The sequence below is a fragment of the Pseudoroseomonas sp. WGS1072 genome (genome assembly GCF_049340465.1).
Classification (GTDB): Bacteria; Pseudomonadota; Alphaproteobacteria; order Acetobacterales; family Acetobacteraceae; genus Pseudoroseomonas.
In genome coordinates, this window is the sequence record NZ_JBMPSU010000001.1 from 1851458 (window position 1) to 1873433 (window position 21976).

21 protein-coding genes are annotated in these 21976 nt (G+C 74.5%); 8 read left to right on the plus strand and 13 right to left on the minus strand.

Annotation, left to right across the window (positions count from 1 at the left end; translation table 11 throughout):
- The first annotated feature begins 65 nt into the window (after positions 1 to 65).
- Positions 66 to 686, plus strand: coding sequence for a LysE family translocator (locus ACF3NH_RS08910; protein WP_422922563.1), 621 nt, complete (start codon positions 66 to 68; stop codon positions 684 to 686).
- A 34-nt stretch (positions 687 to 720) separates the two neighbouring features.
- On the opposite strand, the gene ACF3NH_RS08915 is transcribed toward ACF3NH_RS08910, so the two are convergent.
- Positions 721 to 1197: a GNAT family N-acetyltransferase gene (locus tag ACF3NH_RS08915; protein ID WP_422922564.1), complete on the minus strand. Its 477-nt coding sequence runs from the start codon at positions 1195 to 1197 to the stop codon at positions 721 to 723.
- A gap of 170 nt (positions 1198 to 1367) precedes the next feature.
- On the opposite strand from ACF3NH_RS08915, the gene hemW reads away from it, so the two are divergent.
- On the plus strand, positions 1368 to 2522 hold the full coding sequence (gene hemW, locus ACF3NH_RS08920; RefSeq protein WP_422924749.1) for a radical SAM family heme chaperone HemW: 1155 nt from the start codon (positions 1368 to 1370) through the stop codon (positions 2520 to 2522).
- 28 nt (positions 2523 to 2550) lie between these two features.
- Here hemW and ACF3NH_RS08925 read toward each other — a convergent pair whose 3' ends face one another.
- The 5 genes from ACF3NH_RS08925 to alaE all read right to left on the minus strand — a co-directional run bounded on the left by ACF3NH_RS08925 (position 2551) and on the right by alaE (position 7256).
- Positions 2551 to 3669, minus strand: coding sequence for a glycosyltransferase family 2 protein (locus ACF3NH_RS08925; protein ID WP_422922565.1), 1119 nt, complete (start codon positions 3667 to 3669; stop codon positions 2551 to 2553).
- 102 nt (positions 3670 to 3771) lie between these two features.
- Positions 3772 to 4911, minus strand: coding sequence for a hypothetical protein (locus ACF3NH_RS08930; RefSeq protein ID WP_422922566.1), 1140 nt, complete (start codon positions 4909 to 4911; stop codon positions 3772 to 3774).
- 74 nt (positions 4912 to 4985) lie between these two features.
- Positions 4986 to 5969: an L-threonylcarbamoyladenylate synthase gene (locus ACF3NH_RS08935; protein WP_422922567.1), complete on the minus strand. Its 984-nt coding sequence runs from the start codon at positions 5967 to 5969 to the stop codon at positions 4986 to 4988.
- Positions 5966 to 6727, minus strand: coding sequence for a 3'(2'),5'-bisphosphate nucleotidase CysQ (gene cysQ / locus ACF3NH_RS08940; RefSeq protein WP_422922568.1), 762 nt, complete (start codon positions 6725 to 6727; stop codon positions 5966 to 5968). The genes ACF3NH_RS08935 and cysQ overlap by 4 nt, the downstream gene beginning before the upstream one ends.
- A 67-nt stretch (positions 6728 to 6794) precedes the next feature.
- On the minus strand, positions 6795 to 7256 hold the full coding sequence (gene alaE / locus ACF3NH_RS08945; protein ID WP_422922569.1) for an L-alanine exporter AlaE: 462 nt from the start codon (positions 7254 to 7256) through the stop codon (positions 6795 to 6797).
- 249 nt (positions 7257 to 7505) lie between these two features.
- Between alaE and ACF3NH_RS08950 the strand changes: the two genes are divergently transcribed.
- From ACF3NH_RS08950 to ACF3NH_RS08960, 3 genes are all read left to right on the plus strand, one after another.
- The gene (locus ACF3NH_RS08950) at positions 7506 to 8993 is read left to right on the plus strand and encodes a leucyl aminopeptidase (protein WP_422922570.1); all 1488 of its coding nucleotides are present in this window, start codon (positions 7506 to 7508) and stop codon (positions 8991 to 8993) included.
- A 2-nt stretch (positions 8994 to 8995) separates the two neighbouring features.
- Positions 8996 to 10477, plus strand: a complete 1482-nt coding sequence (locus ACF3NH_RS08955) for a leucyl aminopeptidase family protein (protein ID WP_422922571.1) — start codon at positions 8996 to 8998, stop codon at positions 10475 to 10477.
- A gap of 224 nt (positions 10478 to 10701) precedes the next feature.
- Entirely contained in the window at positions 10702 to 11148 is a 447-nt protein-coding gene (locus ACF3NH_RS08960; RefSeq protein ID WP_198365296.1) for a DNA polymerase III subunit chi, read from the plus strand.
- Between the two features lie 4 nt (positions 11149 to 11152).
- On the opposite strand, the gene ACF3NH_RS08965 is transcribed toward ACF3NH_RS08960, so the two are convergent.
- From ACF3NH_RS08965 to ACF3NH_RS08995, 7 genes are all read right to left on the minus strand, one after another.
- Positions 11153 to 11965: a creatininase family protein gene (locus ACF3NH_RS08965; protein WP_422922572.1), complete on the minus strand. Its 813-nt coding sequence runs from the start codon at positions 11963 to 11965 to the stop codon at positions 11153 to 11155.
- A gap of 64 nt (positions 11966 to 12029) precedes the next feature.
- Entirely contained in the window at positions 12030 to 13529 is a 1500-nt protein-coding gene (locus ACF3NH_RS08970; protein ID WP_198365298.1) for a phospholipase D family protein, read from the minus strand.
- 6 nt (positions 13530 to 13535) lie between these two features.
- Positions 13536 to 14438 (minus strand): endonuclease/exonuclease/phosphatase family protein, encoded by a 903-nt coding sequence (locus ACF3NH_RS08975; protein WP_198365299.1) that lies wholly within the window; start codon positions 14436 to 14438, stop codon positions 13536 to 13538.
- 130 nt (positions 14439 to 14568) lie between these two features.
- Positions 14569 to 15468, minus strand: a complete 900-nt coding sequence (ftsY, locus tag ACF3NH_RS08980) for a signal recognition particle-docking protein FtsY (protein WP_422924751.1) — start codon at positions 15466 to 15468, stop codon at positions 14569 to 14571.
- 839 nt (positions 15469 to 16307) lie between these two features.
- The gene (gene mtaB / locus ACF3NH_RS08985) at positions 16308 to 17582 is read right to left on the minus strand and encodes a tRNA (N(6)-L-threonylcarbamoyladenosine(37)-C(2))-methylthiotransferase MtaB (RefSeq protein WP_422922573.1); all 1275 of its coding nucleotides are present in this window, start codon (positions 17580 to 17582) and stop codon (positions 16308 to 16310) included.
- Between the two features lie 10 nt (positions 17583 to 17592).
- The gene (gene dapF, locus ACF3NH_RS08990; protein ID WP_198365301.1) at positions 17593 to 18423 is read right to left on the minus strand and encodes a diaminopimelate epimerase; all 831 of its coding nucleotides are present in this window, start codon (positions 18421 to 18423) and stop codon (positions 17593 to 17595) included.
- Positions 18424 to 18482: 59 nt separating this feature from the next.
- The gene (locus tag ACF3NH_RS08995; protein WP_422922574.1) at positions 18483 to 19823 is read right to left on the minus strand and encodes a serine hydrolase domain-containing protein; all 1341 of its coding nucleotides are present in this window, start codon (positions 19821 to 19823) and stop codon (positions 18483 to 18485) included.
- Between the two features lie 338 nt (positions 19824 to 20161).
- Here ACF3NH_RS08995 and rpmI point away from each other — a divergent pair, with 338 nt between their 5' ends.
- From rpmI to pheS, 3 genes are all read left to right on the plus strand, one after another.
- Entirely contained in the window at positions 20162 to 20368 is a 207-nt protein-coding gene (rpmI, locus tag ACF3NH_RS09000) for a 50S ribosomal protein L35 (RefSeq protein ID WP_198365303.1), read from the plus strand.
- Positions 20369 to 20384: 16 nt separating this feature from the next.
- The gene (gene rplT / locus ACF3NH_RS09005) at positions 20385 to 20756 is read left to right on the plus strand and encodes a 50S ribosomal protein L20 (protein WP_198365304.1); all 372 of its coding nucleotides are present in this window, start codon (positions 20385 to 20387) and stop codon (positions 20754 to 20756) included.
- Between the two features lie 125 nt (positions 20757 to 20881).
- On the plus strand, positions 20882 to 21976 hold the full coding sequence (pheS, locus tag ACF3NH_RS09010; RefSeq protein WP_198365305.1) for a phenylalanine--tRNA ligase subunit alpha: 1095 nt from the start codon (positions 20882 to 20884) through the stop codon (positions 21974 to 21976).

Genomic DNA, 21976 nt, shown 5'->3' on the forward strand with positions numbered 1-21976 from the left:
CGGGCGGCGCCGCGCTAGGCTCCGCCCCGGCCGGGTTGGGTGCCCTGTGCCGGGCGGAGCCACGCATGACCATCACGCAATCCCTGCTCGCCTTCCTGCTCGCCGCCGGGCTGCTGACGGTGACGCCGGGGCTCGACACCGCGCTGGTGCTGCGGACCGCGACCGCCGAGGGCGCGCGGCAGGCGGCCCGGGCGGCCTTCGGCATCAACCTCGGCTGCCTGCTCTGGGGCGCGGCGGTGGCGCTCGGCCTGGGGGCGCTGCTGGCCGCCTCGCAGCTCGCCTTCGAGGCGCTGCGATGGGCCGGCGCCGCCTATCTCTGCTGGCTCGGCCTGCGCCTGCTCTGGCGGCCGCGCGAGCGCTTCGCGGTGGAGCCGGCGGCCACCGGGCTCCGCCTCGGCTGGTTCGCCAGGGGGCTGCTGAGCAATCTGCTGAACCCCAAGATCGGCGTCTTCTACATCTCCTTCCTGCCGCAGTTCGTCCCCGCCGGCCTGCCCGCCGCGCCCTGGACCTTCCTGCTCGCCGTCCTGCACGTGGCGATGGGCATCGCCTGGTGCGCCGCCCTGATCCTGGCCAGCCAGCCCCTCGGGCGCCTGCTGCGCCGTCCCGCCGTGCTGCGCTGGATGGACCGGCTGACCGGGGGCGTCTTCATCGGCTTCGGCGTCCATCTGGCCCTGGGCCGGCGCTGACGCGCCGCCGGGTCCGCCCCTCGGGCCCGCCGCCTCAGTCCAGGCGCCGGCGCATATGGATGACGACGCCGAGGGGCGGCAGGCTCTCCTCATGCGTCACCGCATAGCCCAGCCACGCGTAGAGCCGCAGGTTCTCGAGGAAGCGGCTGTTGGTGTAGAGCCGCAGCTCCGCCAGGCCGAGCCCGCGCGCCACCGCCTCCGCATGGGCGAGCAGGGCGCGGCCGAGGCCCCGGCCCTGGCAGTCCGGCGCGACGGCGACATTGACGATCAACAGGTGGTCGGCCTCGGGCCGTAGCTCGATCAGCGCCACCATCCGGCCGTCGCGCTCCACGACGTCGATGCGGTGCTCCCGCACCGCCCGGTCGTAATCGGCCGTCATCGGCCGCGGCTCGCGGCCGATGACCGGCACCCAGCGCGCATAGGCGGCCCGGGTCAGGTCACGGACGGCGCCGGCCTCGGCAGGGGTCGCGCGGCGCAGTCCGGCGGGCGGCGCGGAGATCGGGTCGGGCATCGGCTCTCTCCTGCGGGTCCGGTTCCGGGTCACGGAAGGCCGGACACCCCGACAGTCGCACCGGAAGCGCGGCGAGAGGAAGGGGCCGGATGTCCTTCCGCCCGCGGATGGCAGGCCGGCGCGCGGCCGCGCTTCCCTCCGGCCATCGTCGGCGCCATATCGCCGCCAGCATGTCCGAACCCCTCGCGCTCTATGTCCACTGGCCCTTCTGCGCCGCCAAGTGCCCCTATTGCGACTTCAACAGCCATGTCCGCGAGCGTGTCGACGCCGCGCGCTTCGGCGCCGCGCTGCGGCGGGAGCTGGCCTATGAGGCGGGGCGGGTGGGGCGGCGGAAGCTGGCCTCGATCTTCTTCGGTGGTGGCACGCCCAGCCTGATGCCGCCCGGCGTCGTCGCGGCCGTCATCGAGGATGCGCTTCGCCTCTTCGACCCGCTGCCCGACATCGAGATCACGCTGGAGGCCAACCCGACCAGCGTCGAGATCTCGCGCCTGGCCGAGATCCGCGCCGCCGGGGTGAACCGCGCCAGCCTCGGCGTGCAGTCGCTGGAGGAGGCGGCGCTGCGCTTCCTCGGCCGCAGGCACGACGCGGTCCAGGCCATCGCCGCGCTGGAGGCGGCGCGTGGCCTCTTCCCGCGCCTCTCCTTCGACCTGATCTATGCCCGGCCGGGGCAGCGGGAGGCGGACTGGCGGGCCGAGCTGCGCCGGGCGCTCGATCTCGCCGCCGACCATCTCTCGCTCTACCAGCTCACCATCGAGCCCGGCACCCGCTTCGCGACGGAGCATGCGCGCGGCGCCTTCGTCCTGCCGGAAGGCGACGAGGCCGCCGCGCTCTACTCCGCCACGGCCGAGGAGGCGGCGCGCTACGGCCTGCTGCCCTACGAGGTCTCGAACTACGCGCGGCCGGGCGCGGAGAGCCGGCACAACCTCGCCTACTGGCGCTATGGCGACACGATCGGCATCGGCGCCGGGGCGCACCAGCGGCTGGACCTGGGCGAAGGGCTGGTGGCGGCGCGGCGGCACCGGGCGCCGGAGGAATGGCTGGCCCGTGTCGAGGCCACCGGCCACGGCATCACCGGGACCGAGATCCTGGCGCCCGCCGACCGCGCGCGCGAGGCGCTGCTGATGGGGCTGCGCCTCTCCGAGGGGGTGGACCCGGCGCGGCTGGCGGCGCGCACCGGCGTCCCGCTGGAGGAGGCGGTGGACCCGGCGATGCTCGCCGCCTGCCTGGAGGAGGACTACCTGCGCTGGACGCCGGAAGGCCGGCTGGCGGCGACGCGGGAGGGGCGGCTCCGGCTGGACCTGATGCTGCCCGTTCTGCTGCGCTGACGGCCCTGCTGCGCTAAGCCGCGGCGCCTCAGCCGCCCGTGTTGCGTCCCCGGAACTCGCGGCTGTTGAACATGATGCCGCGCAGGCTGCGCACCGAGCGGCGGCCGACATACTGCTCGAAGATATGCTCGCCCTCCGGCAGGCGGTCGAGCAGCAGGCGGTAGAGATCCTCGACATCCTGCCGCGTCAGCGGCCGCTCGGGGTCCCAGTGGCGGCCGGAATAGCGCGCCAGGAAACCGTCGAACTCGCGCTCGCGGAACTGGCGGAAATGCGCCTGCTGCCGCGCCAGGATCTCGGCGATGCGCGCCGCGCCGGGCGCCTCGAGCGGGATGTCGCCGCGCGTGGCCGCCTCCATCCGGTCGTAGCCCAGCTCGCGGAAGCGCTTCTCGCTGAAGGAGGCGCCCTTCTCGCCGATGTAGCGGGCGAAGCACATGTCGGTCATCACCCGGGCGATGCCGAGCTGCGCGCAGGCCACGGCCTTCAGGGCATCCTGCGAGGACTTGTCGATCGCCATCGGCTGGCCTTCCAGCCAGCGGAAGACGCCGAGATGGTTGCGGTTGGGGTAGTCGGTCCTGCCCAGGATGTCGAAATAGGGCTTGAGCCAGGCATCCACCCGGCGCCAGGCGTCGCGCCGCAGGGCGAAGCCCCAGTGATGGTCCAGCGGCACGATCTGGACCCGCCCCGGGTCGGGGCTGGCGCGGTGATCGCCGTAGGCCGCGAAGTAGCCGACCTCGGGGAAGCCGGCGAGGGCCTCGCGCAGCCGCTCCATCATCAGCAGGTAGAAGGGGCCCAGCTCCAGATCGTCCTCGAAGAAGTAGGCCGTCTCGGCCTGCATCGTCTCGAAGGCGTGGCGCTCGCCCCGGCGCAGGTTGAAGGCGATGCCGAGATTCTCTGTGCTGGCCACGACCTGCCCGCCGGGGAAGATGGCGCGGAAGGCGGCGACGCTCTCGGCCATGGCCGCGTCCTCCGCGTAGCGGACGCCGGAGCGGCGGGAGACCGGGCCGTCCTGCATCAGCACGATGCGCGACTCATCCAGCGTGACGCCCTGCTGCGCCTTCAGCGACTCGCAGAAGCGTCGGAGGTAGTGGCCGCGATCGAAGGCGAAGATGACGATCGGCACCGTGATCGGGCGCGGGGTCTCGGCCATGCCGGAAGGGTCTCCTGAGATCCGGGGCCTGCCGCGTGCCGTCCCCACAGGGGTTGCTAGTCCTGGTGGCGCGCCTCGGCAAGGCGCAACCGGAAGCAGGGCTCAGTCGGCCGGCGGCAGGTAGAAGGTCTTGCTGCGGCCCTCGCGGCTGCGCAGCAGGGTGGTGCGGATCTGCCGCACCGTGCGGTGCCCGACATTGCGCGCGAAATACGCCTCGTCCTCCGGCAGGCGGTCGAGCAGGACGCGCCAGACCTCCTCGATGTCCTGCCGCGTCGCCGGCCGGTCGGGGTCGAAGAGCCGCTGCCCCATCTCGGCCAGCTGCGCCTCGTAGCGCGTCTCGCGATAGGCGACGTCGCGCGCGCGGCGGGCGGCGGCGAGCCGGTCGAGCGCCGCCGCCTCCAGGTGCGGCGGCGTCTCCGGCCAGCGCGTGACGAAGTCCATCCGGTCGAAGCCGTTGCGCCGGTAGCTGTCGGCGCGGAAGGATTCGCCCCGCTCGCCGATGTAGCGGGCGTAGCAGACATCGGTGTTGACGCGGGCGAAGCCGAGATCGGAGCAGGCCAGGGTCTTGGCCACGTCCTGCGAGGAGAGGGCGCTGGCGACCGGCTTGTCGCGGTACAGGCCGGCCAGATGGAGATGCGGCCGGCCCTGATAGTCGATCCGCCGCCAGACCTCGAGGAAGGGGGCGAGCCAGGGCTGCATGGCGCGCCAGCAGCGGCGCGTCAGGCCGAAGCCCCAGTGGTGCTCCATCTGGACGAGGCGCGGATGATCGGCATCGCTGGCCTGGCGGTGCCGGCCATAGGCCGCGAAGTAGCCGAGCCGGGGCAGCGCCGCCGCCTGCGCCGCCAGATGCTCCAGCATGGCCAGGTAGAAGGGGCCGAGCTCCAGATCCTCCTCGAAGAAATAGCCGATCTCGGCGTCCAGCTCTTCGAAGACCAGGGCCTCGCCGCGCTGCAGGTTCATGGCGATGCCGAGATTGGCCGGCGCGGCATGCACCTGCCCGCCGGGGAAGTGCCGGCGGAAGGTGGCGATGGCCTCCTCGATCGCCGCATCGGCGGCGAGGCGGAGCTGGGAACGCGGCGAGACGGCGCCGTCCTGCAGCAGGTGGATGCGGCTCTCGTCGAGGCTGACGCCCTGCTGCGCCCGGAGCGAGGCGCAGAGGCGATCAAGATAGTCGGGGCGCGCGAAGGAATAGATGACAATCGGGACGGTGAGGCGGGGTGCCCGTTGCATCGGCTGCTGCATCCCGAAAGGCATCCTTGCGCGGCGGCCAGCGGCTCCGGTGGCCACCGCCATATCGCCGCCCTGCCGCCGTGGCGTCAAGCCTCCGGTCGTGGTGCGGCGGCGCGGGACAACCGATCGTTGATGGCCTCCCCGAGCCCTCCCGCGGGAATGGGCATGGCGGCGATGCCGGTCAGGCCGCGCCGGCGGCCTTCGTCGTCCAGCCAGCGCAGGCCGGAGAACAGCCGGGCGGCGGCCTCCACCGTGTCGCCCGCCGCGCTGAGCTGCCAGCACAGCGCGGCGCCCGGCAGGGGAGGGCCGAAGGCCAGCAGCGCCTCGCCGGGGCGAAGGGTCCGCGCCTCCAGCCGCAGCGGCAGCACCGGGGCGTAATGCGAGGCCAGCAGGCCGGGGGAGGGGCGGGCCTCCTCCGCCCCGCCGCCCGCCGCCGGGCGGTCCAGCGGGCCGAGTAGGGCGGCGATCGCCTCCGCCGCCACGCCGCCGGGGCGCAGCAGGACCGGGCGCGGGCCGCTGAGGTCGAGCACCGTGCTCTCCAGCCCGACCGCGCAGGCCCCCCCCTCCAGCACCGCGTCGATGCGCCCGGACAGCCCGTCCAGCACATGCGGGGCGGTGGTCGGCGAGACACGGCCGGAGGGATTGGCCGAGGGCGCGGCCACCGGCACCGCGGCGGCGCGCAGCAGGGCCCGGGCCAGGGGATGCGCCGGCACGCGCACGGCGAGCGTCGGCAGGCCGGCGCCGGTCAGCAGGTCGATGCGGCTGCCCGGCGCGCGCGGCAGCACCAGGGTCAGCGGCCCGGGCCAGAAGCGCGCGGCGAGGCGCCGGGCGCGGTCGTCGGCGACCACCTCGGCGAAGGCGGCCTCCGCCTCGGGGAAGTGGCTGATCAGCGGGTTGAAGCGCGGCCGGCCCTTGGCGGCGAAGATGCGCGCCACGGCCTCCGGGTTTCGCGCATCGGCGCCGAGGCCATAGACCGTCTCGGTCGGGAAGGCGACCAGCCCGCCCTGGCGCAGCAGCGCCGCCGCGCGCGCGACGCCGCCCTCCGCCGGGTCCAGCAGCACGGTGCTCACGCGGCGCCGTGGCAGAGGAAGGGCTGGTTCTCCCAGCCGGGCTTGCCGTAGGCCAGCGGCGTGCCGTCGAAATTCGTCACCCGGCCGCCGGCCGCCACCAGCACCGCCTCGGGCGCCGCGGTATCCCATTCCATGGTGCGGCCGAAGCGCGGATAGAGATCGGCCACGCCCTCGGCCAGGCGGCAGAACTTCACCGCCGAGCCGATCTGCACGATGCGCGCCACCCGCCGCCCGGCGAGGAATTCCGGCAGGCGCGGATCGTCCCTGTAGTGACGGCTGGCCATGACGGTGAGGCCCTCCGGCGGCGGGCGGCGGGCCTGGATCGGGCGCTCGCCCGCCGCGTCGCGCTTCCACGCGCCCCGGCCGACGAGGCCGGTGAACAGCTCGCCGGTGGCCGGGATGGCGACGGCGCCGAGCAGCGGCCGGCCCTTCTCGACGAGGCCGATATTGACCGTGAACTCCTCCCGCCCGGCGGCGAATTCCCGCGTGCCGTCGAGCGGATCGACCAGCCAGTAGCGCGGCGCGGCGGCGGTGATGATCCCGGCCGAGCATTCCTCCTCCGCCACCACGGGGATCTCCGGCGTGGCCTCGCGCAGCCCCTCGGTGATCAGCGCCTCGGCCAGGCGGTCGGCGGCGGTGACGGGGCTCATATCCTCCTTCCGCTCCACGGCGAAGCCGGCATCGCGCACGGTGAGGATGGCGGCGGCGGCGCGCTCGGCGAGGCGCGCGGCGAGGGCGAGGAGGTCTTGCTCGGTCATGGTGCGGGAGGGTGTAGCACCACGGGAGCCGCGCCGCGCGAGTCTTGCGGGGACCGCCGCGCCGGCCTCAGCCGTTCAGGCTCATCGGCCGCATGCCGCCCGGGGGGAGGCCGAACCGTGCCCGGACCCAGTTCAGGAAGGCGCCATAGGGGCGCCCCAGGGCCAGCATCATCGCCGTGGCGCCGAGGATCCCGAGCAGCAGGCCTCGCCCCGAGGCACCGCTGACCGCGATGATCGCCGCGTAGATCGGGACCTGGAAGCTGACCAGCGCCAGGCTGTCCCACAGCAGCCGCGACAGGCGGCCCGGCCGGGCGCGCCGCATCAGCCAGTCCCGCCAGAGGCCATAGGGGCGGCCGATGGGGATCATCAGGGCCGCGCCCAGCAGCCGGGCCTGGCCCACCTGCTCCCAGCTCATGCCGGCGATGAAGCGCTCGTTGACGACCCCCGTGGTGGTGAAGAACAGGAGGAGGGCGGTGGTATCGGCGACGAAGGCGTGGCGCCGCGGAGGAGGCTGCGAGGGGAGGGTCATGTCCTGGCCTTGGCTGGGGCATCGGGTGGCGATAGGCTCCGAGCCCGACAGTGGACCCTCGCGTGACGGCCCTGTCGACCGCCGGGGCGGCCCGCGGCCAGGAGGGCATCCGGCCCCCGCCATGGCCGCGCGGGGCGGCGGCGCTGCCCCCTGGCGTCCCTCCCCTTGGCGTTCCTCCCCCTGGCATCCCGTCGACCCGGTGTTATCGTTCGGGCAACACCGCCGACGCGCACCAGCCAGGACTCCGCGATGACCGATATCCTCTTCGTCAAGCCCGCCCTTCCCCGCTCCGGCGCCCTGGTGCTGCCGCTGGCCGAGGGCTTCACCCTGGCGGGGCTGGCGCGGGAGGCGGATGCGGCGACGGAGGGTGCCGTCACGCGCGCGCTGGAGGCGGCGGGCTTCAAGGGGCGGAAGGGGCAGAGCTGCACCCTCTGGGCGCCGGGCGGGAAGGGCGGGCATCTCTCCCGCATCGTGGCCATCGGCCTGGGCGCCACGCCCGACGCGCGGACGGCCGAGGCGGCGGGTGGGGCGGCCTGGCCGCTGATCGCGGGCGATCCCGAGGCCTTCATCGCGACCGACGGGCTGAACGCCGCGCTGACCGCCGCCTTCGCCTCCGGCGCCCGGCTGCGGAGCTACCGCTTCGACAAGTACCGCACCCGGGAGAAGGCCGAGGACAGGCCGAAGCTGGTGCGCCTCTCCCTCGCCAGCGCCACGCCCTCCGAGGCCAAGGCCGCCTTCGCCACGCTCTCGGCCATCGCCGACGGCGTCTTCCTGGCGCGCGACCTGGTCAGCGAGCCGCCCAACGTGCTCTTCCCCGAGGAGATGGCCGAGCGCTGCCGCGGGCTGGAGAAGCTCGGCGTCGAGGTCGAGGTGCTGGGGCCGAAGGAGCTGAGCAAGCTGGGCTTCGGCGCGATGCTCGGCGTGGCGCAGGGCAGCGCGCGCGAGCCGCGCGTCGTGGTCATGCAATGGAAGGGCGCCGGGCCCGCCAGCGACGCGCCGCCGGTCGCGCTGATCGGCAAGGGCGTCACCTTCGACACCGGCGGCATCTCGCTCAAATCCGCCGGCGGCATGGAGGACATGAAGTACGACATGGCCGGCGCCGGGGCCGTCATCGGCGCCATGGCGGCGATCGCCGGGCGCAAGGCGCAGGCCGATGTCGTCGGGCTGGTCGGGCTGGTGGAGAACATGCCCTCCGGCACGGCGCAGCGGCCGGGCGATGTCGTGACCTCCTATTCCGGCCAGACCATCGAGGTGATCAACACCGACGCCGAGGGGCGGCTCGTCCTGGCCGATCTGCTCTGGTACGCGCGGGAGCGCTTCCGGCCGCGCTGCATGATCGACCTCGCGACCCTGACCGGCGCCATCATCGTCGCCCTCGGCCACGAGCATGCCGGCCTGTTCAGCAACGACGACGACCTGGCGCAGAAGCTGCTGGCGGCCGGCGCGGAGGTCGAGGAGAAGCTCTGGCGCATGCCGCTGGGCGAGGCCTACGACAAGCTGATCCGGTCCGACATCGCCGACATGAAGAACGTCGGCGGCCGGCCGGGCGGCTCGATCAGCGCGGCGCAGTTCATCCAGCGCTTCATCGACACGCGCGAGGGCCATGTCGCATGGGCGCATCTCGACATCGCCGGCACCGCCTGGGCCACCAAGGACGGCGCGACCACGCCCAAGGGCGCGACCGCCTTCGGCGTGCGGCTGCTCGACCGTCTGGTGGCCGGGCACTACGAGGGCTGAGCGTGGCGTCGGAGCCGGCCGAGGCGGCGCGCTTCCGGCCGATGCGGCTGCGGCTGCGCGGGCGGCTGGGGCGCAAGGCGGCGGCGCGCCCGCGCCTGCTGCCCTGGCCGCCCGGCGCGCCCGCCCCGCTGCCCGACCTCGCCGAACGGCCCGCGGCGCCCTGCTGGCGGGAGGGCGGGCTGCTGCTGCCGGTGCCGGCGGACCAGGCCGATCCTCCCGGCTGGGATTCTTCCGCCTGGGATTCTTCCGCCTGGGATCCTCCCGCCTGGGATCCTCCCGCCTGGGAACGGGCCGCCGCCGCCGCCCTGCCGGCCCTGCCGGAGGGGACGCGCCGCGCCGTGCTCGATGCCCGCCACCTGTCGCCGGCGCAGGCGCTGGCGCTGGCCCGTGGCCTCGCCCTGGCGGCGCCCGGCGGCTTCCGGCTCGACCTGTGGCATGACCGGCCGGAGGCGCTGGCGCCGCTCTGGCAGGCGGAGCGGGCGATGCTGAAGGCGGTGGCGCGGGCCCGCCGCTGGGTCGCCACGCCGGCCAACCGCTTGACCCCCGCCCGCTTCGCCCGCGCGCTGAAGCGGCTGGAGCGGCACGGCATCGCGGTGCAGGTGCTGGGCCGCCGGGCGCTGGAGCGGGCCGGCTTCGGCGGGCTGCTGGCGGTGGGCGGCGGCTCGGCCCATCCGCCCCGCCTGGTCGTCCTGCGCTGGGCCGGGCGGCTGGCGGTGCCGCCGGTGGTCTTCGTCGGCAAGGGCATCACCTTCGACACCGGCGGGCTCGGCCTCAAGCGCGGCGCGGGGATGGAGGTGATGCGGGAGGACATGGCCGGCGCCGCCGCCTGCGCCGGGGCGATGCTGGCCCTGGCGCTGCGCGACAGCCCCGCCCCCGCCGCCGCCGTGCTGCCGATGGCCGAGAATGCCATCGGCGCCGCCGCCTACCGGCCGGGCGATGTCGTCGCCACCCTCTCCGGCCGGACGGTGGAGGTGGTGGACACCGATGCCGAGGGCCGGCTGATCCTGGCCGATGCGCTGAACTATGCCGTGCGCGCCTTCCGGCCCGAGGCGGTGATCGACCTCGCCACCCTGACCGGCGCTGCCATCACGGCGCTGGGCCACCACCGCGCCGCCCTCTACGGCAACGACCCGGTGCTGGCCGCGGCGCTCTGCGCGGCGGGGGAGGCCGTGGGCGAGCGGCTCTGGCCGATGCCGCTGCCGCAGACCGGAGACGCGGCGCTGGACAGCGACATCGCCGATCTGCGGCAATGCGCGCCGCGGGATCCCTCCGGGCGGGCGCAGCCCGATGCCGGCCACGCCGCCGCCTTCCTCCACGAATTCCTGGGCGACGACCCGCCGGCCTGGGCGCATCTCGACATGGCCGGCATGGTGGGCGAGGCGGCGCGCGGCGAGGATGCCCCGCTCTCGCTTCCCGGCGGCTTCGGCGTGCGGCTGCTGGCCGGGCTCGTCGCGGCGCGCTTCGAGGACCCGCACCGGATCTGAGGGGGTCCCGAGAAGCGACCGGGAAGGCGCCGTCGCGCTCCGCGGGGCCGCCGGTGTGGCACGGGCTCCGCCCGTCCGCCGGCAGCGGGCCGGGCAGGAGAACAACCGGCTCTGCGGGGCCAGCTCCGCATTCGCTCTGCGTCCTCACCATCGAGGCGCACGGTACGGGCCGACCCGCCGCGCCCCGCGTGATGGCCGGCGGCGGGCATGGTACAAGCCGGGGCATGAGCGAGATCGGCTTCTACCACCTGACCCGCACGCCGCTGGAGGCGGCGCTGCCGAAGCTGCTCGGCCGGGTGCTGGCCGGCGGCGGGCGCGCCGTGGTGCGGGTGGGCGATCCGCTGCGGCTGGCGAGCCTCGACACCTCCCTCTGGCTCAGCGCCGATCCCGACTGGCTGCCGCATGGCACGCCGCAGACGGGACATGCGGAGCTGCAGCCCATCTGGCTGACCGAGGCGGACGAGGCCCCGAACGGCGCCCGCTTCCTCTTCCTGGTCGATGGCGCCGCCAGCGCCCGGCTGGGCGAGTACGACCGCGTCTTCGACCTGTTCGACGGGCAGGACGAGGCCGCGGTCGCCGCCGCGCGCGGCCGCTGGGCGGCCGCCCGCGGCGCCGGCCATGCGCTGACCTACTGGCAGCAGGGGGCGCGCGGCTGGGAGAAGAAGGCCTGAAGGCCTACCCGGCCTGACCCCGGGCCGGTTCCCAGACCATGTCCGGCGCGCGCCAGAGCAGGGGGTCGCGCATCGCCGCCGCCAGCGCGTCCGAGACGAGGTCCAGCAGCTTCTCGCCCTTCTCCGCCGTGGCGGCCCGCGGATCGCCGCGCACGCCGGTGCGGGGCGCCCGCTCGGCGAAGGACCAGAAGCGCTGGAAGGGGCCGGGATGCGCCGTGCTGTCATCGGCCAGCGCCTCGGCGATGCGCTCCCGCCGCACCTGGCTAGGGTCGATCGCCAGCCAGAAGCTGGTCTCCGCCTCGCAGGCGTGCTGCACGCCGGGCTGGGTGTCGAGCAGCGCGCCGAGCGCGGGGCCGGCGACATGGAAGACGGTGGTCGCCACCACGGGCATGGCGAATTCCAGGCAGAGCTCGCGCGCCGCGACCGCCAGCGGATCGATATTGCCGCCATGGCTGTTCACCATGAACAGCCGCCGGAAGCCCTGCGCCTTCAGCGAGCGGCAGACGCAGGCGAGCACGGCGCGGAAGGCGGCGTAATCCAGGGTGATGGTACCGCCGAAGGGGAGATGGTGCTCGGACATGCCGGTCCAGAGTGGCGGCAGCACCACCACGGGGGCGCCCGCGCCGGCGGCCTTGGCGGCGGCGCGCAGGCAGCAGGCATGGCCGATCATGCTGTCGGTCCAGACCGGCAGATGCGGCCCGTGCTGCTCCAGCGAGGCGACGGGCAGCACCACCAGCGCCTCCCGTGCCGCCAGTTCGCGCAGCTCCGGCGCCGTGCGGCGCTCCCAGCGGCAGAGATCCTCGGGCGTTTCGGTCATGGGCGGTGTCCTTCGCTGCGGGATGCGGCGACGGAACCACGGCGCGGGTGCGGCGTGAAGCCCGCTAGAGCTGCGCCTCGATCGGCAGCCAGCGCACCAGGCGGGCCAGGGCCCGGCGGGCGAGCGGCGCCTCGGGCTCGTGCGCCGTGCTGCCCTCGTCATCGGTCCAGAGAAGGTGCCCGCGCGGGTCGCGGGTGACGCGGTAGCTGCGCTCCGGGCCGCAGAGCCGGTCGCGCTCCACCGCCAGCTTCTCCGCCAGGCCGGGATGGCGGGCGAAGGCGCCCATCTCGGTGTTGAGGTTGGCCGAGCGCGGGTCGAGGTTGAAGGAACCGACGAAGACCTGGTCGCCATCCACCATCAGTGCCTTGGTGTGCAGGCTCGCGCCCTTGGAGCCGAAGACGCCGCTGTCATGCCGCCCGCTGCGCTTCAGCTCGTGGAGCGCGACGCCGAGTTCCACCAGGCGCGGCCGGTAGCGGGCATAGCCGCTGTGCACCGCCACCACATCGGTCGCGGCCAGGGAATTGGTGATGACGGTGATGGCCACGCCGCGCCGGGCCAGGGCCTCGATCACCGCCATGCCGGCTTCGCCGGGCACGAAATAGGGCGAGATCAGCAGGGCCTCCCGCCGGGCGCCGAGCAGCATCGCCTCCACCGCCGGCGCCACGCCGCCCGGCACGCCACGCCCCTGGGCCTTGGCCGGCGGGTCGGAGAGCACGCGCAGGCCTTCCGGCCCGTCCTCGGGCACCGGCAGCAGGGCATGGTCGCGCTCCAGCCAGCGGCCGTGCTCGGCGCGGAGCGCCTGCAGGTAGGGGTGTACCTTGGCGGTCTCGGGGATGGCGTCCAGCTCCGCCCGGAAGGCGGCCAGCGCCTCCTGGCTGGCGCGGCGGGCGACGCGGCGGAAGCGCTCGACCGGCCGGGCCAGGCTGCTGGCCCAGTAGCTGTCGAAGACCCGCTGCGCCTGCTGGGCGGCCTGACCCGCGATCAGCATGTCGAGGTCGCGGAAGTTGAAGTCGCCCGCGCCGTCGAAATAGGCATCCGCGATATTGCGCCCGCCGACCAGGGCCATGGCGCCATCCACCACCCAGTTCTTGTTGTGCATGCGGTGGTTGAGATGCCAGCCGCCGAGGGCGAATTCGAGCCCCAGGCCGAACTGGCCGAGGAAACGGAAGCGCGCGGTGTTGAACAGCCGCAGCTCGATGCGCGGATGCACGTCGAGCAGGGCGATGCGGCGCTCCGGCCCGAGGACGTAGCTGTCATCGAGAAGGATGCGGACCCGGACGCCACGATCCGCCGCGCGCAGCACCTCGCGCGCCAGCAGGCCGCCGGTCACGTCGTCCGACCACCGGTAGTACTGCAGATCCAGGCCATGGCCGGCGGCGCGCGCCATGACGGCCCGCAGCATGAAGGCCTCCAGCCCGCCGGGGACCAGCGCCGCGCCGCTGGCCGTGCCGAGGCTGCGCGTCATCCGCCCGACCGCGCGCACCGCCTCGCTCGGGCGCGGCGGCTCACCGGCCACGATGGGGGCCATGGCGGGCACCGTGCCGCGGAGGGGGGCGTGGAGCATGGTTAATCAGGCTGCGGCGGCCACATCGCCGGCCAGCGCCGCCTGGTCCGGCGTGAGGATCAGCCGGGCCTTCAGCGGCAGATGGTCGGAGGCGACGCGCGCCAGCGGAGTGTCATGGACCTGCACGTCCCGCACAACGCCGCGCGGCCAGCCCAGGATGCGGTCCAGCGCGAAGACCGGCAGGCGGGAGGGAAAGCTGGCCGGCCCGAAGCCCAGGCTGCCGAACAGCGACTCCAGTGGCCGCAGCGAGGAGCGCCGCCCCGGGCGCCATTCATTGAGGTCGCCCATCATCACCGTCGGCATGCTCTCGCCCTGGCCGATGCTCTCCAGGATGGCGGCCGCCTGCCGCATCCGGCAGCGCTTGAGCAGGCCGAAATGCGCCGCGACGACGCGCAGCGGTCCTGCGGCAAGCTCCAGCTCGGCGATCACCGCGCCGCGCGGCTCGGCTCCGGGCAGGGCCAGGCGCTGCAGCCGCACCGGCGTGCCCCGCCGCACCAGCAGGGCATTGCCGTGCCAGCCATGCCCGTCCGGCAGGCGGGACACCGGCAGCAGGGAGAGGCCGCAATCGCGCAGCGCCGCGGTGTCCAGCAGGCCGGTCCGGCGCCCGAAGCGGCGGTCCGCCTCCTGCACCGCGACGATGTCGGCTTCGAGCTCGGCGATGACGCCGGCGATCCGCGCCGGATCGAAGCGCCGGTCGAGGCCGACGCATTTGTGCACGTTGTAGGAGGCGACGCGGATCTCGGCCGCCGCCTGCTCGGGCGCGGGCGGCACCGGCTGGGAGGGGAGGTCCGGGATGCCATGCGCCCTGCGGAGTGCGGGTGGCCGCTTGCCACCGGCCAGGGGGGCATCGGCCAAGGGGGCGCCGACGAGGGGGCGGCCCTCCGCCGGTTCGCCCGGGGGCGGGGTCATTCTGGGCTCCGGAACTGCACGCGGGTCTCCGCCAGGGATGGAGGGCGGCAGGACGGGCCGCCTTGCCCGGATAAAGCTAGGAAAGCGGCGCGGAAATTCCAAGCTTGGCCGGCGCGACGGCCCCGGCGCGTCAGTTCAGGCCGAGCAGGGAACGGGCGAAGTCCCGCGCCGAGAAGGGCCGCAGGTCGGCGGCCTTCTCGCCGACGCCCACCGCATGCACCGGCAGGGCGAATTCCTGCGCCAGGGCCACCACCACGCCGCCCTTGGCCGAGCCGTCCAGCTTGGTCACCACCAGCCCGGTGACGTTCACCATCTCGGAGAAGACCTTGCACTGCTGGGTGGCGTTCTGCCCGGTGGTGGCATCCAGCACCAGCAGGACGGAATGCGGCGCGGTGGGATCGAGGCGCTGCAGGACGCGCACCACCTTGCGCAGCTCCTCCATCAGCGCCGTCTTGTTGTGCAGCCGGCCGGCGGTGTCGACCAGCAGCACCTCGGTGCCCCTCTCCTGTGCCTGCCGCAGCGCATCGAAGGCGAGGCCGGCGGCATCCGCGCCTTCCCGGGCGGGCGCCACCACGTCGCAGCCGGTGCGGCCGCCCCAGATCTGCAGCTGCTCGACGGCGGCGGCGCGGAAGGTGTCGCCGGCGACGAAGGTGACACTGCGACCCTGCTCGCGGAACTGCTGGCCGAGCTTGGCGATGGTGGTGGTCTTGCCGGTGCCGTTGACGCCGACCACCAGCACGACATGCGGCCGCTTCTGCGGGTCCAGCACCAGCGGCTTCGTGACCGGCTCCAGGATGGTGGCGATCTCGGCGGCGAGCGCCTCGCGCACCTCCTCATCCGTCACCTCCTTGCCGAAGCGGGTGCGGCGGAAGCCCTCGACGATGCGCGCCGAGGCGGCGACGCCGAGATCGGCGGTGATCAGCGCCTCCTCCAGCTCCTCCAGCGCCGCCTCGTCCAGCTTGCGCTTGGTGAAGAGGCCGGTCAGCCCGTCGGTCAGCTTGCTGGTGGAGCGTGAGAGCCCGGCCTTCAGGCGTGAGAACCAGCCGCCCCGCTGCGGCTCCCCGGTCTCGGCCGGGGTGGTCCCGGGCGGCGGCTCCGGCGCCCGATAGGCGGTGGCGGAGCCGGGCGGCGTCGCGGGCGGCGAGGGTTCGGGGCGCGCGGGCTCGGGCGTGGGCGGCTCGGGCGTGGGCGGCTCGGGCGTGGGCGGCGCCGGCGGCGGGGCCGGTCTCCCCGGTCCAGGGACGGGCCCAGGGGCAGGGGCGGGGGCAGGCGCGGCGGGCGCCGGCTCCGGCGCGGGCACTTCCGGCGGCGCCGCTGGCGCGGCCGGCGGGGCGGCGGGCGGCACCTCCGGCGGGGCCGGCCTCGGTCCCACCGGGCGGTCGGGGGCGGAATCTCCTGCGGCGGGCGGTCCCAGCCCGGCGGCACGCCGGCCGGGCGCGGCGCCGGCGGCGGCGCCGGATGCTCCGGCGGGGCCGGTGGCGGCAGATCGGCGGGGGCGGGTGGCGGCACCTCGGCGGGCGGGGCGGCGGGTGCCGTCCGGTCGGGCGCCAGAGGCGGGACCTCGGGGGGGGAGGCCGGCAGGTCGCCCGGCGGCACCGGTCGGGCCGGGCCCGGAGATGTGGCCAGGTCCGGGAAGCCGGACCGCGTCTCGGCCGGCGCCACCGGGCTCGGGCGCGGCGCCGCCGCCGGACGCTGGTCGTCCGGCTCGGGCGCGCTGCGGGTCTCGGCGGGGGCCGGGGCGGTGGTGGCGGGGTGCGCCTCGGCCGCCGGCGGAGACTGCCCCTCGGCCTCGGGCGGCGGCGCGCTCTCCGCCTCCTTGTCCTTCTCGCGCCCGGTCAGCCGGGCCCAGAGATCGCGCAGGGCCATGGCTCAGCCCTCTCCGGCGGGGGCGGCGGCGAGCAGCCCCTCGGCATCGGCGCCCGTCACGCGCAGGCGCAGCAGCTGGCCATGCCGCACCGCCGGCCCGCCGCACAGGCGCAGCGGGGCGAAGTGTTCGGTGTGGCCGCGATCGGGACCTTCCATCAGCACGGTTTCCTCCTGTCCCAATCGGGCTTGGTAGAAGCGGAGCGCGGCCGCCTGGCCGGCCTGGCGCAGCCGCGCGGCCCGCTCGCGGCGCAGGGCGGTCGGCAGTTGCGGCATGCGGGCGGCCGGCGTGCCGGGCCGTTCGGAATACGGGAAGACGTGCAGGAAGTGCAGCCCCATCCTCTCCACCAGCGCGAGGCTGGCGGCGAACTGCGCCTCGGTCTCGGTCGGGAAGCCGGCGATCAGGTCGGCCCCCAGCGCGAGGCCGGGCCGCAGCGCCCGCGCCCGGGCGGCGAGGGCGAGCGCCTGTTCCGGCGTGTGGCGGCGCTTCATCCGCTTCAGGATCAGCCCGTCGCCATGCTGCAGCGAAAGGTGCAGGTGCGGCATCAGGCGCGGCTCGTCGGCGAGCAGCCGCCAGAGATCGTCGTCGATCGCGGCCGGATCGAGCGAGGAGAGGCGCAGCCGGGGCAGTTCCGGCACCAGGGCCAGCAGGCGGCGCACCATCTGGCCCAGGCGCGGCCGGCCCGGCAGGTCGCTGCCATAGCTGGCCATGTCCACTCCGGTCAGCACCACCTCGCCGCAGCCGGCGCGGGCCAGGCCGCGCACCTCGCCGACGATGGCGCCGAGCGGCACGGAGCGCGAGGCGCCCCGCCCCTGGGGAATGACGCAGAAGGTGCAACGGTGGTCGCACCCCTGCTGCACCTGCACGAAGGCGCGGGCACGGCCGGCGAAATCGGTCACCGGCCGAGGCGCGGGGGCCTCCGCCGCCGCGCCGGGCGTGGCCTCCAGCGCCCAGGTGGCGGGCGCGAGCTTCCCGCCATTGCCGATGACGCGGGCGACACCGGGCAGGGCGGCCCAGCGCGCCGGGGCGATCTCCGCGGCGCAGCCGGTGACGAGGATGCGGCGGTCCGGATGCTCCCGGGCGGCGCGGCGGATGGCCTTGGCGGCCTGCCGCTCGGCCTCCGCCGTCACGGCGCAGGTGTTGACCAGGATGACGCCGCTGTGCCCGGCCCGCAGCGCCAGCTCGCGCATGGCGACGCTCTCATAGGTGTTGAGCCGGCAGCCGAAGCTGAGCAGCTGGACCGGCTCGTCGCCCGCCGGGCGCGCCGGCGCCGCGCTCAAGGGGCCCCGCTCATGCCGGCCAGGCGTCGAGGTCGAGGGTGCCGAGGAAGGCGGTGGCGACCGGGCCGCCCATCAGCACCCCGCCCTCCAGCCGCCATTCGAGCATCAGGCTGCCCCCTGGCAGGTCGATCCGGGCGCGCCGCCCGGCCAGGCCGCGGCGATGCGCGTTGACCAGCGTGGCGCAGGCGCCCGAGCCGCAGGCCAGCGTCGCGCCGGCGCCGCGTTCCCAGATCCCGAGGCGGATATGCTCGGGCGAGAGGATCTGCGCGAAGCCGATATTGGCGCGCTCGGGGAAGAGCGGGTGGTGCTCCAGCGCCGGGCCCAGCGCGCGCCAGTCCAGCGCGTCCAGATCCTCGACGAAGAAGGTGACGTGCGGATTGCCCATCGAGCAGGCGGCGGGATCGGCCAGGCCGGCGGATTCGAGGGGCAGATGCGCCGTGTCCATCGCCTCGGCCAGCGGCACGTCCTGCCAGCCGAGCAGCGGCGCGCCCATGTCGACGCGGATGCCGCCATCCGGCGCGCGCTCCGCCGGCAGGTCGCCGCGCACGGTGCGTACCACCACCTGGTCCCGCCCGGTCTCGGCCATCAGCAGGCTGGCGATGCAGCGCGTGGCATTGCCGCAGGCGCCGGCCTCGGAGCCGTCGGGGTTCCAGATGCGCATGAAGACGTCGGCGCCCGTGCCGGGCGGCTCCATGACGATGAGCTGGTCGCAGCCGATGCCCCGGTGCCGGTCGGCCAGGGCGGCGACGCGGGCCGGGGTGAGGGGCAGGGCGGCGGGACGGGCGTCGAGCACGACGAAGTCGTTCCCCAGCCCGTGCATCTTGCGGAACGGTGTGGACACGGCTGCCTATATAGGCGCGGCGCGGCGGCGGGGGAAACCCCGCGCCCGCCGCGCCCGCCTCACTCGCCAGCCGCCTCCAGCGTGCCGTACACCGCCTCGCGCACCGCATTGGCCGCCGGGCCGCCATTCACCCCGGTCTGCGTCATCACCACCGTGACGATGCGGTGGGCCGGATCGACGAAGAAGCCGGTGCCGTAGATGCCGCCCCAGCCATAGGTGCCCGGGCCCTGCCTGGTCTTCCCCGCCACCGGATCGGTCAGCACGGAGAAGCCGTAGCCGAAGGCATAGCCCGGGCCGCGCAGGTCGATCGGATAGGCGCCGGTCTGCGGCCGGGTCATCTCCGCCACCGTCTCCGGCTTCAGGATGCGCGCGCCGTCCAGCTCGCCGCCGCGCAGCAGCATGCGCGCGAAGCGGCCGTAGTCGCCGATGGTCGCGGTGGCGCCGGCGCCGCCGGAAGGATAGGCGGCGGCGCTGAAGGCGCGGTTCGGATCGGCCGTCCAGGTGCCGCCCGAGAGCGGGTAGGGCACCACCTGCGGGCTGGCCATCGGCCGCAGCGTCCCCGCCGCATCCGGATAGAGCGCCGTGACCATGCGCGGCCGGGCGCTCTCCGGCACGTGGAAGGCGAAGCTCCCGAGGCCGAGCGGCGTGGCGATGTGCCGGGCGACATAGGCGTCGAGCGGCTCGCCGCTGGCGCGGGTGACGATGGCGCCGAGCACGTCGGTGGCCAGAGAATAGTGCCAGCCGCTGCCGGGCTGCATGGCGAGCGGCGCCCGCGCGAGGCGGCGCATGTTGTCGTCGAGCGCGCGCCCGGGGGCCGCCAGCCCGTCATCCACGCCGAGGCGGCGATAGGCCTCGACCACGCCGGGCACGTTGAGGAAGGTGTAGGACAGGCCCGAGGTGTGGCGCAGCAGGTCGCGCACGGTGGGCTGGCGCGCGGCGGGCACGGTGCGGTCCCGCGCGGCGGCCCCGGCCCGGCCGCCCGTCTGGCCGCCTGCCTGGGGCGCGCGGACGCGGAGGTTGCGGAACTCCGGCAGCCAGCGGCCGACCGGATCGTCCAGCCCGATCCGGCCCTGCTCGACCAGCTGCATCACCGCGACCGAGGTGAAGGGCTTGGTCATGCTGGCCAGACGGAACAGGCTGTCCGGCGCCGGCGGCGTGCCGTTGCCGGGCGCGGTCTCGCCGGCGCTGCCGCTGTAGAGCACCGTGCCGTCCTCGCGCAGCACCAGCGCCGCGATGGCCCCGACCTTGCCGGATTGCACCTGCTCGCGCAGCGCCGCGTCGAGCACGGCCTGGCGGGAGGCAGGGGGGGCGGTCGGGCTGGCGCAGGAGGAGAGCGCGAGGGCGGCCAGCGGCAGCAGCGCCGTGACGAGGCGGCGGCGGATGGGGAATGGCGGTGACATCGTGTCCTCCAGGCGAGATCTTTATCGGGGCGCGGCCTTCTCGGGGCGCGTTTCGTTTCGCCATCGTGCAGGCTGGCGCAAGGTCGGGATTACGGCAAGGCCCGCGCCACGCCGGCGGGAGGGGACGGGTACGGGGGAGCGCCCATGCCGGGCGCGCGGGGCAGCCCCCGCCGGCCGGGAAGGCCCGCTCCGGAGGCTTGTCTCGCGGGGCGGGTGACTGTATAGGCCCGCCTCCGCTATCCGCGCGTCCGGGCCTGTAGGGCATGCCCGGCCGCGGCTTCGTGTCCTGATTGTGACTTAACGGTTGCAATTGGGACTCCGATCTCAAGGAGACCGAAATGCCCAAGATGAAGACCAAGTCGAGCGTGAAGAAGCGCTTCAAGCTGACCGCCACGGGCCTGGTGAAGGCCGGCGTCGGCAACAAGCGCCACATGCTCACCGCCAAGACCAACAAGATGAAGCGGCAGAACCGTGGGACCTTCGTGCTGAACAAGCAGGACGGCGACACGGTGAAGCAGTGGATGCCCTACGGCTCGGCCCGGTAAGGTAAGGATCTGAACCATGGCTCGTGTCAAGCGCGGCGTCACCGCCCATGCCCGTCACAAGAAGGTCCTGAAGCTCGCCAAGGGCTATGTGGGCCGGTCCTCCACCGGCTACCGCCCCGCGCTCGAGCGGGTCGAGAAGGCGCTGCAGTACGCCTATCGCGACCGCCGGGTGAAGAAGCGCGAGTTCCGTGGCCTGTGGATCCAGCGCATCAACGCGGCCGTGCGCGAGCATGGCCTGACCTACTCGAAGTTCATCGCCGGCCTGAAGGCGGCGAACATCGAGCTGGACCGCAAGGTGCTGGCCGCCATCGCCTTCGATGACGCCGCCTCCTTCGGCGCCCTGGTCGAGAAGGCCAAGGCGGCGCTGCCGGCTTCCGCCGAAGCGTGATCTCCGCCCCCGCCTGGGCGGGGGAGTGAGGACAGAGCCGCCGCCGCCCGGGTGAGAGCCCGGGCGTCCGGCGGCTTTTTTCGTATCGGGCTTCCGAGACCCGGCGACGGATGGGACCGAGTGACATGACCGATGACCTGGCCGCCCTGCGGGCGGAGACCGAGGCGGCGCTGGCGGCGGCGGGCGACCTGCGCGCGCTCGATGCCGTGCGTGTCGCGACCCTGGGCAAGAGCGGCAGCCTGACCGCGCTGCTGAAGGGGCTGGGCGCGGTGGCGCCCGAGGCGCGCAAGGAGCGCGGCGGCGCCGTGAACCGCCTCAAGGGCGAGCTGGAGCAGGCCTTCGAGGCCCGCCGCCTGGTGCTGGAGGAGGCCGCGCTGGAGGCCCGCCTCGCCGCCGAGCGGATGGACGTGACCCTGCCGCCCCGCCCCCACCCGCCGGCGGGCGCCGAGGCCGGGGCCATCCATCCCATCGCCCGCACGGTGGAGGAGCTGACGGCGATCTTCGGCGCCATGGGCTTCGGCGTGGCGGAGGGGCCGGACATCGAGGGCGACTGGTTCAACTTCGGGGCGCTGAACATCCCCGACCACCATCCCGCCCGGCAGGACCACGACACCTTCTACCTGCCGGCCACGGCCGGCGGCTCGCGGCCGGTGCTGCGCACCCACACCTCGCCGGTGCAGATCCGCACCATGCTCTCCCAGGAGCCGCCGATCCGCGTCATCGTCCCCGGCCGCACCTGGCGCGCCGATCACGACGCGACCCATTCCCCGATGTTCCATCAGGTCGAGGGGCTGGTGATCGACCGCGGCATCACCCTGGCGCATCTGAAGGGCTGCCTGATCGACTTCCTGCGCGCCTTCTTCGGCATCCGCGACCTGCCGGTGCGTTTCCGCTCCTCCTACTTTCCCTTCACCGAGCCCTCGATGGAGGTGGATATCGGCTGGAACCGCAGGACCGGCGAGCTGGGCAAGGCCCAGGGGGGAGGCAACGACTGGCTGGAGATCCTGGGCTCCGGCATGGTGCATCCCCGCGTCCTGGCCAATTGCGGCATCGACCCGCGCGAGTGGCAGGGCTTCGCCTTCGGCATGGGGATCGAGCGCATCACCATGCTCAAGCACGGCATCCCCGACCTCCGGCCGTTCTACGAAAGCGACATCCGCTGGCTCCGGCACTACGGGCACAGCCCGCTCTCCCCGGCCTCCCTGGCGGAAGGGGTGTGA